The 14,928-nt window shown below is 51.4% G+C and carries 13 protein-coding genes; 5 read left to right on the plus strand and 8 right to left on the minus strand.

What is annotated here, in order from left to right; genetic code table 11:
• Window positions 1–12 precede the first annotated feature (12 nt).
• The gene (locus tag FT643_RS07055) at window positions 13–363 is read left to right on the plus strand and encodes an FHA domain-containing protein (RefSeq protein ID WP_156870662.1); all 351 of its coding nucleotides are present in this window, start codon (window positions 13–15) and stop codon (window positions 361–363) included.
• Here the strand turns inward: FT643_RS07055 and FT643_RS07060 are convergent.
• The 3 genes from FT643_RS07060 to FT643_RS07070 form a co-directional block, all read right to left on the minus strand.
• Window positions 338–1,594 (minus strand): glycosyltransferase family 4 protein, encoded by a 1,257-nt coding sequence (locus FT643_RS07060; protein WP_232340015.1) that lies wholly within the window; start codon window positions 1,592–1,594, stop codon window positions 338–340. The two genes, FT643_RS07055 and FT643_RS07060, sit on opposite strands and share 26 nt — an antisense overlap.
• Window positions 1,595–1,599: 5 nt before the next feature.
• Window positions 1,600–3,099: a B12-binding domain-containing radical SAM protein gene (locus FT643_RS07065; RefSeq protein ID WP_198043388.1), complete on the minus strand. Its 1,500-nt coding sequence runs from the start codon at window positions 3,097–3,099 to the stop codon at window positions 1,600–1,602.
• Window positions 3,100–3,383: 284 nt separating this feature from the next.
• Complete coding sequence (locus FT643_RS07070; protein WP_156870668.1) at window positions 3,384–4,220, minus strand: helix-turn-helix domain-containing protein; 837 nt, start codon at window positions 4,218–4,220, stop codon at window positions 3,384–3,386.
• A 132-nt stretch (window positions 4,221–4,352) separates the two neighbouring features.
• Between FT643_RS07070 and FT643_RS07075 the strand changes: the two genes are divergently transcribed.
• Window positions 4,353–4,679, plus strand: a complete 327-nt coding sequence (locus tag FT643_RS07075; RefSeq protein ID WP_156870670.1) for a DUF2834 domain-containing protein — start codon at window positions 4,353–4,355, stop codon at window positions 4,677–4,679.
• Between the two features lie 127 nt (window positions 4,680–4,806).
• On the opposite strand, the gene FT643_RS07080 is transcribed toward FT643_RS07075, so the two are convergent.
• The 5 genes from FT643_RS07080 to FT643_RS07100 form a co-directional block, all read right to left on the minus strand.
• Window positions 4,807–5,154, minus strand: a complete 348-nt coding sequence (locus FT643_RS07080) for a S24/S26 family peptidase (RefSeq protein WP_156870672.1) — start codon at window positions 5,152–5,154, stop codon at window positions 4,807–4,809.
• A 111-nt stretch (window positions 5,155–5,265) separates the two neighbouring features.
• Complete coding sequence (gene sodN / locus FT643_RS07085) at window positions 5,266–5,772, minus strand: superoxide dismutase, Ni (RefSeq protein ID WP_156870674.1); 507 nt, start codon at window positions 5,770–5,772, stop codon at window positions 5,266–5,268.
• A gap of 2 nt (window positions 5,773–5,774) precedes the next feature.
• Window positions 5,775–5,966 carry a hypothetical protein gene (locus tag FT643_RS07090; protein WP_156870676.1) on the minus strand — a complete coding sequence of 64 codons (192 nt, stop codon included), beginning with the start codon at window positions 5,964–5,966 and terminating at the stop codon, window positions 5,775–5,777.
• A gap of 44 nt (window positions 5,967–6,010) precedes the next feature.
• Window positions 6,011–6,472, minus strand: coding sequence for a hypothetical protein (locus FT643_RS07095; protein ID WP_156870678.1), 462 nt, complete (start codon window positions 6,470–6,472; stop codon window positions 6,011–6,013).
• A gap of 211 nt (window positions 6,473–6,683) precedes the next feature.
• Window positions 6,684–7,703, minus strand: coding sequence for an HAD family hydrolase (locus FT643_RS07100; RefSeq protein WP_156870680.1), 1,020 nt, complete (start codon window positions 7,701–7,703; stop codon window positions 6,684–6,686).
• A 490-nt stretch (window positions 7,704–8,193) separates the two neighbouring features.
• Between FT643_RS07100 and FT643_RS07105 the strand changes: the two genes are divergently transcribed.
• The 3 genes from FT643_RS07105 (at window position 8,194) to FT643_RS07115 (ending at window position 14,712) form a co-directional block, all read left to right on the plus strand.
• A complete protein-coding gene (locus FT643_RS07105) occupies window positions 8,194–10,311 on the plus strand; it encodes a hypothetical protein (protein WP_156870682.1) in 2,118 nt (705 codons plus the stop codon).
• 113 nt (window positions 10,312–10,424) lie between these two features.
• Window positions 10,425–12,536: a hypothetical protein gene (locus FT643_RS07110; RefSeq protein WP_156870684.1), complete on the plus strand. Its 2,112-nt coding sequence runs from the start codon at window positions 10,425–10,427 to the stop codon at window positions 12,534–12,536.
• A 109-nt stretch (window positions 12,537–12,645) separates the two neighbouring features.
• Window positions 12,646–14,712 (plus strand): hypothetical protein, encoded by a 2,067-nt coding sequence (locus tag FT643_RS07115; RefSeq protein ID WP_156870686.1) that lies wholly within the window; start codon window positions 12,646–12,648, stop codon window positions 14,710–14,712.
• Window positions 14,713–14,928 lie beyond the last annotated feature (216 nt).

Consider the following 14,928-nt stretch of genomic DNA (forward strand, 5'->3'; position numbering starts at 1 on the left):
CAGGAATACACGATGGCAATTTTGGCGCAATTAGTGGATGACGTGGCGGTGAGTAAATTTGAACTTAAGGTGGGTCAGGTTACCTTGGGTCGTCATCCGGACAACGATATTATGATAGACGATCTTTCTGTGAGCGGGCATCACGCGATTATTGAAGTTAAAGAGAGCAAATATCTTGAGGGAACGCTGGAAATTTTTGTAGTGGACAAGAACAGTAAAAACGGAACTTTCATTAATGAAAAACAGGTCGATGAGCGCGAGCGATTAATTGATGGCGATATTCTGAGAGTAGCCTGGAACAAATTTAAATTGATCGACGCAGTCGGCGATAACCTGGCTAGTACTGCCCATGTATTACAGTAAAGGCGTCACTGAGTAGCTTTTGGGAATGGGCGACTTGATGCCCATCCAGTAATTTCCTGCCGGCATCCCCCATCTTTTTCAGTCTGGCTGGTCGTGATGTCAGGCAATCTTCCATCGCCGTCGCCAGTGAGGCGGCATCGTTGGCACTGACCAACCAGCCGGTGGTTTCATTGATCACCAACTCATTTACCCCGCCCACATCCGTCGCTATGGCGGGAATACGGTGAGCGAATGCTTCCATAATCGCAATGGGTAACCCTTCGCCCTGACTGGCCAGCAACATGGCTCGGGCGTTATCGAGTAAGCGGTGTATTTGATCCTGGGTCTGCCAGCCCAGCAGTTCAACCTGTTCGCCGATACCAAGACGATCAATGTATTGCTCAAGCTCTGCCCTTAGATACCCGTCACCGGCTATCAAAACCCGAACCGCCACATCACGCTCAGTTAACTGTTTGACGGCATCCAGCAACATGGGAATATTTTTTTGCGGATCCAGACGAGCGATCGTTAAGAAATAATCGTTCGGTTTGTCGGCGCCGGTGGATATAGCATGGCGTTGTCGTTGTAACCAGGACTCATCCAATCCGCAGGGCACGACCATAAACTTATCCTGGTAGGTGGGATACAGCCGGTCTAAGGTTTGCTTCCCAGCGCGGGAAACTGCCGCAATAAAACGGGCGTGCTGAATTTTAGTGTCCAGGTTCAGTTTTAATTCGGGGTCGTATTCGTGCGGTCCGTGGAAAGTTGCACTGTAACTCAGACCGCTGAATTGGCTGGCAAGGCACGCCACGGCCGCCGGGTTGGTACCAAAGTGTACATGCACATGGCGGCAGCCCAGCTGTTTCATTTGTTTGGCCAGTGAGCAGGCTTGAATAAAATACGCTACATGGGCAACCCAGCGGCGATCGCCTTTTATGACCATTTTTTGAGACATGAATAAACTGCGAAAAAATGCCACCGGTTCTTTTAGCAAGCGGGATAACACGCCTAACACCAGATTAACCCGGGGCTGATCCAGCAGCACCCGGGTTTTAGTTTGTTCCAGAATATCCTCGGGCTCGATCAAACCACCCGTGCAGGTACGGTGAGCGAACCGGTGCACGGTCCAGCCAGCGTTCTCCAAGGCCCGAATTTCCCGGCGAATAAAGGAGTGACTGGGCGCTGGATAAACATTGGTTAAGTAGACAATTTGGCGTGCCGGACCGTCATTGCGTTGTGATTCCGGAACCATGGCATTCACATAACGCCCTCAAAATCCTGGGCTTGAGTCAGTAACTCTTTAGAGTTGATGCCAACCACGTGCGCTAGCAATTGGTTGACTGCGCCACGGTGATCGGAACGACTGACTCCTTCGTAATAATGCTCCACCTGCGCCAGGGCCGCGTTTTCAGATACGATGTGGAAACCCTGATATCGATCCGGGTTACGCTTCAGTTGGCGCACAATGGGTGTGCCTGCCGTGATTGCCAAGCGGTTCAGCATGATCCTTTCAATGTCATCAACGTGATCGGCCAGAAACCTGGCACTGGCGTCAATATCCTCGTGCGTTTCATTAGGGTATCCAATAATCATGGTGCAGCGGTTAGAGATGCCGGCTGCTCTGGCATTTTTCAGGAACTGACCGATCAAGTCCAGTTGAGTACCCTTCTTCATCCAATCAATAATGCGCTGACTGCCGGACTCAAGTCCTGTAGTCAGACGAACACAACCACTTTTAGCGGCGGCTATGAGGTCTTCCGCAGAAAGCCCATTTTCTTCTTCCATACCCACGTGTACCGATGCAATCCACTTTGCGCCGGGCGCGACGGTCTGCATGTTATTGATGATGGCTCGCCACACAGACAGGTTGCTATTCAACTTCAGGTCGACAAACACAAAATTAGTTACGTTATAGCGTTCGTACTGGTGTTTAATCTCCGCAATCACATTTTCCGGGCTGCGGCTGCGGTAGGTGCGCCCGGCGGTACTGGTCACGTCGCTACAAAAACTACAGGCTCCCCAACTACAGCCCCGGCCGGTTACGATCGGCACTATCCGGTTTGGGTACTGGTGCCACGGGAAGTCGCTGAAATCCGGAAAAGGAACATCGTCCAGCGTTTTAAGCGGTCGCGCCACTTTGCCTTTAATTGTGCCGTCAGAAGCGAAGCGCAGTACGCCCTGATGATGCGACACATCCTGTTTATTGAGCAGGCTATTGATAATGTTGGGGGCTTCCAATTCCAGCTCTCCGGCTATCAAACCACTGAGCCCGTCGATTTTTACCCACTCGGCATACACGTCTTCTTGAACAAAGTACGGGCCGCCTATGATGACGGGTATATCCTGCTCTTTACACAACCGGCACATCTCGATACAGACTTCGTAATACATCAGGTAGGTTGAAATCAATACCGCTTGTGGTGCTGATTGCATCAGCGATTCCCTGAAAGCCTCCAGTACAGCTTGTTGATGAGCGGTGATACCAGAATGCTGGCGCTTTGCTACGTAGTTGCGGAACTGGCGCACCCAGCGACTATTCGATGTTGCAACCCGATGGTTGAGCCTGGCTTTAGGTAGACCAAGTACATTGGGTCTTGCTTCTCTGATTGTGCCGCGAACCCCGACCATAAGTGGCGAAAATACGTCAATTGTAAATTTGGCCTGCCGTAAAATTGAGGCGAGATAGCCGATAGATAAGGTGGGATAACGCGCAAAATTGTTCAGGTCTACCAGGAGTACTTTTGCTGGAACTGACATAATAATTCCCTTTATAAACTGCTGTTGAGTCAGCTGAAAAACTACGGGACGACAGAAGTTTCTAGAGTAAACCTCTGTCTGTGGTGGCCACTGGCACGAGTGCGAGAGTGACATAAACGAAAACGTTCGTTCAGCCAGACAAAGCATGATTTAGGCCAATCATATTATCCCATAAAAATCAGCAGGTTATGTTTCGTCCATGGAGAGAGGAAAATGCAAGTGTAAAATAACACGACAGCTAACAGGCGGTCATTGCTTTTGTATCTACTTAAAAATTGACATTATTATTGACTAAGCCGATTAAAAAATTCCGTGGTTTCGTCATCAGCGGGGAAGAACGTTTCAACGCACAGAGTGGCGGCGGTTATGTCCAGTGCAGTACCAAAGCTGGACAGCATACTAAACATGTTTAACCGCGTTTCGTAAAACGCTATTTCCATCGTCAGAATGGGGGGAGGCATGTTGTTCCAGGTTTGGTTACGCCAGTCCGCCGGCAGGTTCGGATGCTCGCAGAGTTCATCGAATAGCGCCGCTAATGCTTCGTGAGTGGGGTCAGCCGCCACTTCCTTCTGCATTCTGGATAACAAAAAGGTGGCTACCTGGTCCCAGTTTTGAATGTAAGGTTGCATGCCTTGCTCATGAAAAATAAGCCGCATGGCGTTACGTGAACCGCTCGGATCAACCTGTCTCCAAAGTGTTTCGCTGTCTCCCAGTAAGCCAATAAAATTCATTGCTGCCTGGTTCTGCATCAGAATTCCCCAATGGCTGTTCATCACGATGGCAGGATAAGGCTCGTGATGTGCCAGCGTCATTTCCAGGGCTTTTTTTACCGCGGCCATATCCTCATTGTCCAGGCTGCGTTGCTGGAATGCGGGCGCAAATCCTGCAACGTGTAACAGAGCATTGCGGTCTCGCAGGGGGATGTCCAGCGCATCGGCCAGTTGCAGAATCATGCCACGGCTGGGCTGGGCGCGGCCGGACTCCAGAAAGCTTAGATGACGTTGGGATACCCCGGCCTCCAGCGCCAGGTTTAATTGCGAATATTTACGTCGGTCCCGCCAGCCACGGAGCAGGGAACCGAAATCCTGAGTTTGATTAGGTCGTGCAATGGTTGTTGTCATGGGCTCATTGTTATGCAAAAAGAAAAGGCTGACGATTACTTTAGAGGTAATTGTTTCAATGCTGAAGGCAAGCCAGACTGAATTTGCTCAACTCATAGGGTTTTCCGTTCAATTTAATGAGAGGAACAAGCAATGAAACTCAAAAAAGTAATGTTATGGCTTTTGCTGGCGGATATGGTGCTATTCAGTGGCTATGTGATGTGGGAAGTGGGCTACATGGGTATTTGGCAAGCGGGCTTTTCTTCGTTGGGATCGATGCAAATTCTGCTGGACCTAGTGATTTGCTGCATTATTCTGGCCAGCTGGATGGTGATGGATGCGCGCAAACGCGGGGTCAATCCTTGGCCTTGGATAGCGGCAACGGTGCCGCTTGGTTCGATAGTGCCTCTGATCTATCTGATCGTCCGGGAGTCCGCGAAAGAGACGTATACAGAACAGATTGCACCGAGTATGACGTAACCGAAACCAGGAAGGCTACCGGCGTCACGGCAGGTAGCTTTCAACTACTTCCATCAGCAAATGCCCTTGTGAATGTATCTTGGTCCCCTTATCGAACGCAGTGTACCGAGCTTATTGGGAGCAGTTACTAGATTGGCGAGTCACTCTTCTTCGGCGCCGGTATAACGGGTTTAGCAGGCTGGCGGACACAGAACAGGACTTTACCAAGCAACTGCTCGATCGTGACCCAGCCCATTTCTTCCGGAGACACGCTGGCATTATTCTCACCGCACAAAAGCATACGTTGATTTTCTTCAACTTCGAATACACGCTTGACCAACCGGCCAAAGCGAGGGTGATCGATAACGACCAGGTCACCTTCGTTGACTCTGAAAAAGAACCGGCTGGTGAATACAAAATCCCCCGCTGCCAATCGTGGCAACATGCTTTCGCCTTTAACTTTAAATACGCCAATGATGCTATGCAATGGATTCATGACTGTGGAAGAACTCTGGAGAGGGTAAAGTGACGTTCTTTTGTGTTCAAACCTGCCCACCTTGGTGCTGCGAAAACAACGCTGCTGTGACGGCAGCGTTGTTCACATTTACTAGGCTGGGTCCAGTTTGGGGTACACCACCACCTCTGCAGGTGGGTATGGGCACACCGCTTTGAACGTCGGTACATCTTTGGTCAACCAGAATGCTTCTGCAAACTGGTTGACCAGTTCCAGTAAGGTCACGGCATCGGCGCGGTTCACGCCCTGTTTGGCTTTCGACGCTTGCAACATAATTTTGTGTACCAGATCGTGAACGCCAGGCACTTTATCAAATTGAGGTTGTTTAAAATAATCTCCCCAGATGACACGCACTTCCTCTTTTACTATCAAACCGTGCTCCTCTTTCACATTCACCAAACGCACCAATTGCGCTTGATCCTGAATGGAAAGGCTGTCTTGTGCTCCCAGCTCCTCAATCAGATCCACCATGCGGATCACGGTAAGTGCTGCAATCTGAGCAGTACCCGGATCGTAAATCTTACAGGGAATATCACAGTGAGCGGACGCAGCAGGAATCGATGCGACTGAATCAACGAGTTTAAGAATGGAATGCAACATTTCTACTTCTCCTCGATCTTATTTTTGTTACGACGATTGCGCAGCACCACAAAGCCAACCAGTGCAACTCCGGCAATGGCCAGCGCCGTCAGTAAATGGATGGGATCACTCATGATGCTCTGGTGATCATGGCCGGGATGGGCTTGTACTCCGGTGGACAGTAGCCCCGTCAAAACCGCTATTTGTATACGCACGATATTGCTCCTCTTATCAATGGTCTAATTGGGTGTTTCATGAATTAATGTACACCGAAAGGGTACTTGTGGAATTGCGTTAGTGCCCGGTTGAACTGTTGCATTAACTGTTTACCTTGCTGAGTGAAAGCATCCCCATAGTCTTTGCTGAATTGAGTCCATTCTTTTCTTAGCTGATTGGCCCCGTGCCAGATCGCGAGTTGTTGTTCATCGCTGAGATCAGGGTATTTGCCTGCACTTTTTAAAAAGCCCAGGCTATTTTCAAATTGGCTATTGGCGGACAAGTAGTCGGCTTGTGCCACCAGTGAATCGATCAGACTGAAATTGCTGACCATGACCGCTGCTATGGCTTTTTCCGGATCGGAATAGAACATCCAGTCAAATGCAGCATGAGCCAACAGTAACGCAGATTGATTGAGTGTCATTGCTCGGTGGTAGGATTTATCCAGATAGGATTGTCTGGCCTGACGCATCAAGCGTTCCCACGCTTCCATAGAGCTAGCCATTGGCTAATATTCCCTCAGGGCATAACGATAAGGATTATCATTTAGATTCAAATATACAAGACTAAGATGAATTAGCAACCCCAGGCGTTAAAAATCCGCACTTCGCCAGTTTGGGAGTGGCCATCGGGGCGTCGAAAAATAACCGCAAGCGAAGGGAAAAGCTCGAAGCACAGAACCAGGCCCGTTAAGGGCCTTTATAGGGTTTGCTGCATTATTTGCCGGAGGTGGGATAGACCCTGGTCCAATCTTGTTTCATGTCGACCACTAGCCATTTGCGCTGCTTAGCTTCAGCAAGTGCTTTGTCCAGTTTGCCGATGGCGGAGTCCCGGTCATAAGCCCACTCGCGGTCGGCATCGGTGTGATGAATGATCAAACCCAAGCGGGGGGTGGAATCCTTTTTGTCCCGCGCTATGGTGGTGTATTGCAGCATTTGCAGATCCCCGTCGGAATTACCGGCCGCCAATATCGGTCGCCGACCAATATTGCGATAAATACCGACCGGCTTTCCTTCTTTGTCATCCAGCAGCACCAGTTTCCCGGTTTTAATGATGGTGGGGATGCCATTGCGCATCTCAAACGTTGCGTCGATGGTGGTACCGATCACTTGTTCGGGTGGAACACCATAGACTTCCTCGGCGAACACCCGCATAAAATCAACACCTCCACCGGACACCAGGTACACTTTGAATTCGTTGGCACGAAGATAATTGAGTAGCTCGAGCATGGGTTGAAACACCATTTGTGAATATAACAGCCCGGTTTCAGGATGTTTTGCGGTGGATATCCAGTCGCGTACCGATTGCTTGAACTCCTCTGCCGTCGTACCCGCATGAGCAGTGAGAAGAAGCGTCAAAACACCTTCTTTTCCCGTTGCCATCACGCCTTTCATATCACCGGCAAGTGCGCTTTTGAAAGGTTCTGTGGTTTTCCATTCCGGATGGTCTTTCGCCGTCGCTTTAATGCGATCAAGCGCGTATATACCCTGAAAATAAAGTGGCTGTTCACTCCACAGGGTGCCATCGTTATCAAAAGTAGCGATTCGTTGAGCCACAGGAACAAAATCCGGGGAGTTGTGTTCCGTTATGGTCTTTACAAATTTAATGATGGCTTTTTTGGAGGTGTCATTGTTCCAGGAAGGTAACGGATCGGTGCCGGCGGCCTGCACGGCAGGTACACTGCAAATAAAACTGAGTGTGACAAAAAAAATCCATTTCGAAAATTCCGGTTTCATAGTGAAAGTGCCTCGAATAAATTGAAATAAGCAGCGAAGTTTGGGGCAATGTCATGCGTCCGCTAATGGCCGACCAAATCCCAACCGTGTTCCGGATAGTATTATAAAAATTTAGCCGATTCTACGTGCACAATATGTCGTTTTAGGTCGCAAGGATGGCTGTGCTCGATGACTGTGCTGGTGTTTTTGCTTAGCAAATGCGGGAGCACGGGGCAGTGTTAAAAAGTTTGAGGTAATCGACATTATTTCTAATAAATGCCAGCAGGTTAATCGCACACAGGAAGTGATCAAAGCCCGATATCCGGTATATCCGGCAATGGGTGAAAGGAAGGTGGCCGGATTTAACCGCGAATACCGGCCATCGACAACCGGTTACAATAATTAAACTTAGCTGTTTGAAGGAAAGCTTTAGAATTTGGTTTTCGCCGTCTCGGATGAGGCTGCGCTTATATAACAATAAACCGTAAGAATAATAAATCCGGGGATGAGTATGTCAGTAAACAGAGGGAACGCGCGAGCCCTGAGTGGATTGCTTTTGGTTTGTGCACTGGGTTCGGGAATGGCAGGCTGTAAATCTTCAAACAATGTCGAAATGAAGATGAGCCTGGAAGGCATGGAGCCTTCCGCTTCCAGCGCGACAATCAATTCGCCGGTCGGGGGTAACTTTTATTACAACGGATTCCCCACCGATCTGCGTCGTAATGACGATGGCTCTATCCGCATCAATGACTTTCCCCGTCGCCTGCATATCCTCACCAATACCTATGTAAATGCCATTACCAAGTATAACCGGATTGGCGGTTACCATACGATATCGCCAATTTATATTCCGTTTACTGGTGCTATTGATATCGCCAGCCTACCGACTCAAGATCTTGACTATACCAATGCCGATTCGCCGATCCAGGTGGTGGATGTGGATCCGGATTCGGCGGAGTACGGCCGCCGTTTTCCACTGGAAGTATCAATGACCCAGAAAATGGATTCCTATCGGCCAGTGGATCTGCTGCAGATTATCCCTACTTTGGGTATAAATTTGCGACCGGACACCACCTATGCCGCGCTGGTGACAGATCAGGTGCCGGTGCCGGAAGGCAATAGCGTGACACAGAATCCGGAGTTGGCTGCGTTACTGGACCCGGCACAATCAGAGCTTATGCCGGGCGATAAAGCGTTAGCGGTGTACGCGCCATTACGGGATTATCTGGCGCAACAGAATATCAATACCAGCGGAATTATCGGCGCCACCGTTTGGACCACCGGGGATCCCACTAAAGAGTTGCTCACCGCCGCTGCAAAGGTAGCGCAAATGCCGGTGGCACCCGCTACCGATGTGGTGTTGGAAGAGGAATTCCCCGATTATTGTGTGGTAGCGGGTTTGGTGGAGACACCGGGCTTTCAGAAAGGGGTGATTCCCTACGCCCTCACCGGCGGTCAGGTGGAGTACACCGACGATGGCGCGCCGGTTCAGCAATACAGCCGTAAGGCCCGGTTTGTGGTCACCATTCCCAAGCACACCACCATGCCTGCAGATGGTTTCCCTATGTTGCTGTACCACCATGGTGCGGGCGGCAACGCCGACCAGGTCTTCACCCGGGGTAAGTATCTTCGCACTGCTATTGATATTGTGTTGCCTTATAGTGTTTTGGAGCGTGGTAACGGGCCCTCGCAAATAGCAGCCGAGCGCGGTTGGGCCAGTTCCGGTTTTGCCGGGCATATGTCGCTGGATCACGTTGGTTTGGGTTTGGGTTACGGTATGTTCGGCTACAACGTATTTAATCCTGTCGCGCTGTACAACAATTACTATCAGATGGTGTGGGAGCGGGTTTATTTCCGGCGCTTCCTCAATCAGCTAGAGCTGGATGCCGGGTTATGCCCTGAAGCCGATCCAGGTGAAGGCCGCACAGCCTTTCGCATCGACCCGGACATGGAAGTTTTAATGGGTCAGTCTTTAGGTAACTGGACTTCCAGTTTGCAGCTGGCTGCCGATCCCGCTCCGGTACAGGGTGTTTTGTTCACCGGTGTGGCCGGCACCTGGATCAAGCTATTCACCAATAATGCCACCTTCCGCTCGGCGATGAGCGCCGGGGTTGTGAGCCTGTTGCCGGGGCAAAAACTGGATACAGCGCACCCCTTTTTGATGTTGATGGAATGGCTTATGGGGGGAGCCGATCCGGTCACGCATATGGACAGCGTGCTGCGTTATCCCAATAAAACGGCGCCTCATATACTGACTATGTCCGGTGTGGATGATACCGGCAGTGGTGAACATGTTCAGCGTACCCATATGCTGGCGGTGGGAGTCGATCTTGCGGGAGACGATCTGGGTGATTCCTATGACACAACCTTGTTCCCTCACCTCGAAATCGGCGGAGCGCAGCACTACCCCTATCCGGTTGTGAATAATTTTGAAGTACCCGGCCAGGGTCCGCGCACAGCCGTGGTGGTTCGCCATGAAAACACAGTGCGTCCGGATCACAACGGTCATCACGTGACATTTGATTTGGAGGCGACCAAGCATCAATACGGTTGTTTTATGGAATACCTCGCAGAAGGTATCGCTCCGTTGGTGTTTGAGGGTTACGAGCAAGGTGGAGCCTGCCCCTAAACCGCAGCGATAGCGGTAGAACAAAGCACGGCTCTAGCCTCAGGAGAGGATGAGTGGTTTTTTGAACGTGGTTTTTCATTAAAGGGAATTTTGACACAACAGGGAGTGGTTGTATGAAAAATCGAGTGGTATATGCACTTTACACAGGGTTGTTTTGTTTGGGTTTGTACGGTTGTGGCGCGCAAACGGACAACACCGTCGAAATGAAAGTTGACTTCAGTGGTCAAGGAGACTTCCAGAGTCCGACACTTTATAACGCTTCTGGGGGCAACTTTTTTCACAACGGGTTCCCCACCGGAATTCGGCAACTCGACGATGGCAGCATTGATCTTTCCGATTTCCCACGTCATTTACAACCTGCGACGTACACCTATCTGTATGGCATTAAGACAGAGTTGGCGATGCGCGGGTATCACACGATATCGCCCATCTATATTCCCTTGACGGGACCGCTGGACATTGAGAGTTTGCCCACAGACCCGCTGGCCTACACCCATCCTGACGCCAGTATCCAGTTGGTGGATATTGATCCAGCTTCAGCGGAGTACGGTCGGCGGTTCCCGCTAACCGTGACCCAAACCTTGGAGTCGGACAGCTTTCGCCCTGCTAACCTGCTGCAGATATTGCCGACGTTGGGAATTTCGCTGAGACCGGATACCACCTACGCGGTACTTGTTACCGATCAAATCCCGGTGACTGCGGAGCAACAGTTAGTACAGAATCCGCAGCTGAGCAGCGTGTTAATGCCCGCCCGGGATGCGGCAACGATACCGGACAGGGCGCGTGATCTGTTCGAGCCGTTGCGAGGCTATTTGGCCGAGCAAAATATGGCCCCGGAGGCCGTAATGGCAGCGACTGTTTGGCATACCGGTGATCCCACTGCGGCCATGCGGCGTGGCGCTCAAATGGCGGCAGAGATGCCGGTGGCCGCGGCCACGGATTTTGAGCTGGTCGAAGATTTTGCGGATTATTGTGCAGTCAGAGGCTTTGTAAAAACGCCGGTGTTCCAGACAGGTTTTGTGCCCTATCTGCTCAGGACCGGACGCATCGAATGGGATGACAGCGGTGCGCCCATTCAACAGCGTACGCGAAATGCGGAGTTTATCGTTACCATCCCCAAAAACACGTTGATGCCGGACTCGGGTTACCCGTTGCTGGAGTTTGTGCACGGCGCCGGAGGTGATGCTGAGCAGGTGTTTACCCGCGGCAAGTATCTCGGCGTGGGTAGCATCATAGGTCGCAAAAATGAGCCGCCTGTGCTGAAAGAATACGGCAACGGCCCATCACAGATTGCGGCCGAGCGGGGATGGGCCAGTTCCGGTTTCGGCGGGCATTTGGGCCAGGATCAGGCCGGGTCTTTACTGGGCTGGGGATTGATGCCCTATAACCTGGCGAACCCGGTATCGATGTTTAATAGCTATTACCAAATGGTGTGGGAGCGGGTTTATTTCAGAAGGGTATTGGATCAGATCAGAGTGCCGAAAGATTTGTGTCCCCAGGGTGTCGTAGCGTCGGGTGAAGATCACTTTCGCTTTGATAGCGGTATGCGGGTTCTGATGGGCCAGTCGCTTGGCAACTGGGTTGGCAGTTTAGAGTTGGTCGCCGACCCGCAGCCGTATCAGGGTGCGATACTGACAGGCGTTGCCGGCACCTGGATCAAATTCTTTACCAATGAACCCCGGATTAGAACCGCAGTGAGTGGGTTGTTGCCCAACCTGCTGCCGTCGGAAAAAATGGACGAAATGCACCCGTTCTTAATGTTGATGGAATGGCTGTTGGGTGGCGCTGATCCGGTGGCCTATTTGGATCGTGTTCTCAAGTACCCAAGCAAAACGGCTCCCCATGTGCTGGCGATATCCGGAATAGACGATCAGAGTGGTTATGAGCCCGCGCAATGGCCGCACCTGATGGCGTTGGGTGTGGATCTGGCAGGGCCGGATTTAGGCAGTGATTATTATGAAACCCTGTTCCCGCACATGTCGTTATCCGGGGCGCGCCAATTAAGCTATCCGGTGGCCGACAATGTGTCTGTACCAGGCCAGGGCAAGCGTACCGCGGCGGTAGTGCGTTATGAAAACACCGAGCGTGGGGATCACAACGGTCATCATGTGACGTTTGACCTGGAAGCACCCAAGCATCAGTACGGTTGTTTCCTGCAATATTTGTCGTGGCATCAGACGCCGTTGGTTTTTGAAGGCAATCAACAGGGTGGAGTTTGCCCATAAGCAAACGTTGCCCCAAGTTCCAGAGGGGGCCACCGGGTAACGGTGGTTCTATTACTTAAAAATAAAAACATCGAATAATAAATACATCGAATAATAAAGGGGCGGGACGATGAAAACAGGTTATTTGCGCACGCTGTACGCGGGGCTGCTGTGTGTTGGTTTGCACGGGTGCGGGGCCGAGGCCATTCAGACGGCCGAGATGAAAGTGGATTTTACCGGTAACGGCGATTTTAGAAGTCCGACATTGTACAGTTTTAACGGCGGACAATTTTATCATAACGGGTTTCCCTCCGGACTCAGGCAACAAAGCGATGGCAAGGTCGATTTGTCCGATTTCCCCCGCCCCTTTCAGATCGCAACCCAATATTATATTAACGGAATTGAAACCCAGTTGGAGCTGAAGGGATACCACACGATATCCCCGATATATATTCCCCTGACAGGCCCGGTTGCAGTCAAACGCTTGCCTTCCGATGCCGCTGCTTATACCCGCCCAGGGGCCAGCGTGCAGGTGGTGGATATTGATCCGGACTCCGCTGAATATGGTCGGCGTTTCCCGTTGGCGGTCACCCAGACCACGACGGCTGACAGCTATCGCCCTGCAAACTTGCTACAAATATTACCAACCCTGGGAATGACATTAAGGCCCGATACCACCTATGCCGCCGTTGTGACCGATCAAATACCCATGGCAACCGGTTATGAGGTGCAACAAAATGAACAGTTGGGCGGCGTGCTGTCGCCGGAGTCCGCTGCAACACCGGCGCCGGCTAAGGCGCTTGAACTGTTCAAGCCGCTGCGACAATATCTGGCGGATAAAAACATCCAACCGGATACGCTGATTGCGGCGACCGTTTGGCGCACCGGTGATCCCACTACCGCCATGCGGCGGGGTGCGGAAGCCGTGTACAATTGGCCGTTAGCCGACGTGACTGGCCTGGAATTGGCGGAAGATTTTCCGGATTATTGTGCGGTGAGGGGGTACGTAAAAACACCGGGCTTCCAGAACGGCAGTGTGCCTTATGTGCTAGGCGGAGGCCGTATTAAATGGGATGCCAGCGGTTCCCCGGTTCAACAATACACCCGCAATGCTGAATTTATTGTCACCATTCCGAAAACCACGACCATGCCGGCCCAGGGCTTCCCTCTTCTGGAATACCATCACGGTGCCGGTGGCAGTGCCGAGCAGGTCTACCTGCGCAGTACCTATGGTCAAGCCGACGGCAACGGGCCTGCCCAGATTGCGGCTGAGCGGGGGTGGGCCAGCTCGGGATTTGCGGGCCATCTGGGTTCCGATGAATCCGGCCCTATCCTGGGCTTTGGTTTGGTGCCCTATAATTTGGAAAATCCGGTTTCCATGTTCAACAGTTATTACCAAATGACGTGGGAACGAATTTATTTCAGAAGGGTGCTGAATCAGCTAACCATTCCACAGCACCTCTGTCCACAGGGTATCGTCTCGGCGGGAGAAGACCATTACCGGTTCGATGCCGGTCAGCGGGTAATAATGGGCCAATCGCTGGGCAACTGGACTTCCAGCCTGCAGTTGGTTGCCGATCCAGCGCCGTTCCAGGGAGCGGTACTCACCGGGGTCGCTGCAACCTGGATAAAACTATTTACCAATCAACCGGAAATGAAACTGGCCATCTCCACCTTGCTGCCCAATTTGCTACCAACCGAAGAACTCGATGACATGCATCCATTCTTGATGTTGATGGAATGGTTGCTGAGCGGTGCTGATCCGGCTGCTTATTTGGACCGTGTGTTCAAATATCCAACTAAAACAGCGCCCCACGTCCTGGTGGTATCCGGTATAGATGATCAGGGCGGTTATGAACCGACCCAATGGCCTCACCTGATGGCGTTGGGCGTTGATCTGGCCGGTCCGGATTTAGGCAGCGCTTATGATGAGACGCTGTTCCCGCATTTGGCCCTATCCGGGGCCCGGCAATTGGATTATCCGGTAAGCAACAATGTGTCTGTTCCCGGCCAGGGCAAGCGCACCGCTGCGGTGGTGCGCTATGAGAATACCGTGCGTCCGGATCATAACGGCCATCATGTGGCGTTCGATCTTGACCCACCCAAGCACCAGTACGGTTGCTTCCTGCAATACCTGTCGTGGCAACAAGCACCAGTGGTATTCGAAGGTCAGCAACAGGGTGGAAATTGTCCATAAGGTCACACATTGAACTATTTTGTATCACCGGTGCCAAGACTGCGCATCTTTGTTCACCGGTGGCACAAAATGGAGCAAATTGGCAAAAGAATCAGGCACTTTTAAGGGCTTCTCCAATGGCATAAAACTTGCGCTTACCCCTTCAAACTTAAAATGACTGTCAACAAAGGGTCGCTTCATGGTATTACAATTGCCCGTATCGCAATTTTGTTAATG

Source organism: Ketobacter sp. MCCC 1A13808 (assembly GCF_009746715.1).
GTDB lineage: Bacteria > Pseudomonadota > Gammaproteobacteria > Pseudomonadales > Ketobacteraceae > Ketobacter.

Coding starts and splice junctions, on each gene's coding strand:
- FT643_RS07055 (WP_156870662.1), top strand. CDS start 13: ATGGCAATTTTGGCGCAATTAGTGGATGACGTGGCGGTGAGTAAATTT.
- FT643_RS07060 (WP_232340015.1), bottom strand. CDS start 1,594: ATGGTTCCGGAATCACAACGCAATGACGGTCCGGCACGCCAAATTGTC.
- FT643_RS07065 (WP_198043388.1), bottom strand. CDS start 3,099: ATGTCAGTTCCAGCAAAAGTACTCCTGGTAGACCTGAACAATTTTGCG.
- FT643_RS07070 (WP_156870668.1), bottom strand. CDS start 4,220: ATGACAACAACCATTGCACGACCTAATCAAACTCAGGATTTCGGTTCC.
- FT643_RS07075 (WP_156870670.1), top strand. CDS start 4,353: ATGAAACTCAAAAAAGTAATGTTATGGCTTTTGCTGGCGGATATGGTG.
- FT643_RS07080 (WP_156870672.1), bottom strand. CDS start 5,154: ATGAATCCATTGCATAGCATCATTGGCGTATTTAAAGTTAAAGGCGAA.
- sodN (WP_156870674.1), bottom strand. CDS start 5,772: ATGTTGCATTCCATTCTTAAACTCGTTGATTCAGTCGCATCGATTCCT.
- FT643_RS07095 (WP_156870678.1), bottom strand. CDS start 6,472: ATGGCTAGCTCTATGGAAGCGTGGGAACGCTTGATGCGTCAGGCCAGA.
- FT643_RS07100 (WP_156870680.1), bottom strand. CDS start 7,703: ATGAAACCGGAATTTTCGAAATGGATTTTTTTTGTCACACTCAGTTTT.
- FT643_RS07105 (WP_156870682.1), top strand. CDS start 8,194: ATGTCAGTAAACAGAGGGAACGCGCGAGCCCTGAGTGGATTGCTTTTG.
- FT643_RS07110 (WP_156870684.1), top strand. CDS start 10,425: ATGAAAAATCGAGTGGTATATGCACTTTACACAGGGTTGTTTTGTTTG.
- FT643_RS07115 (WP_156870686.1), top strand. CDS start 12,646: ATGAAAACAGGTTATTTGCGCACGCTGTACGCGGGGCTGCTGTGTGTT.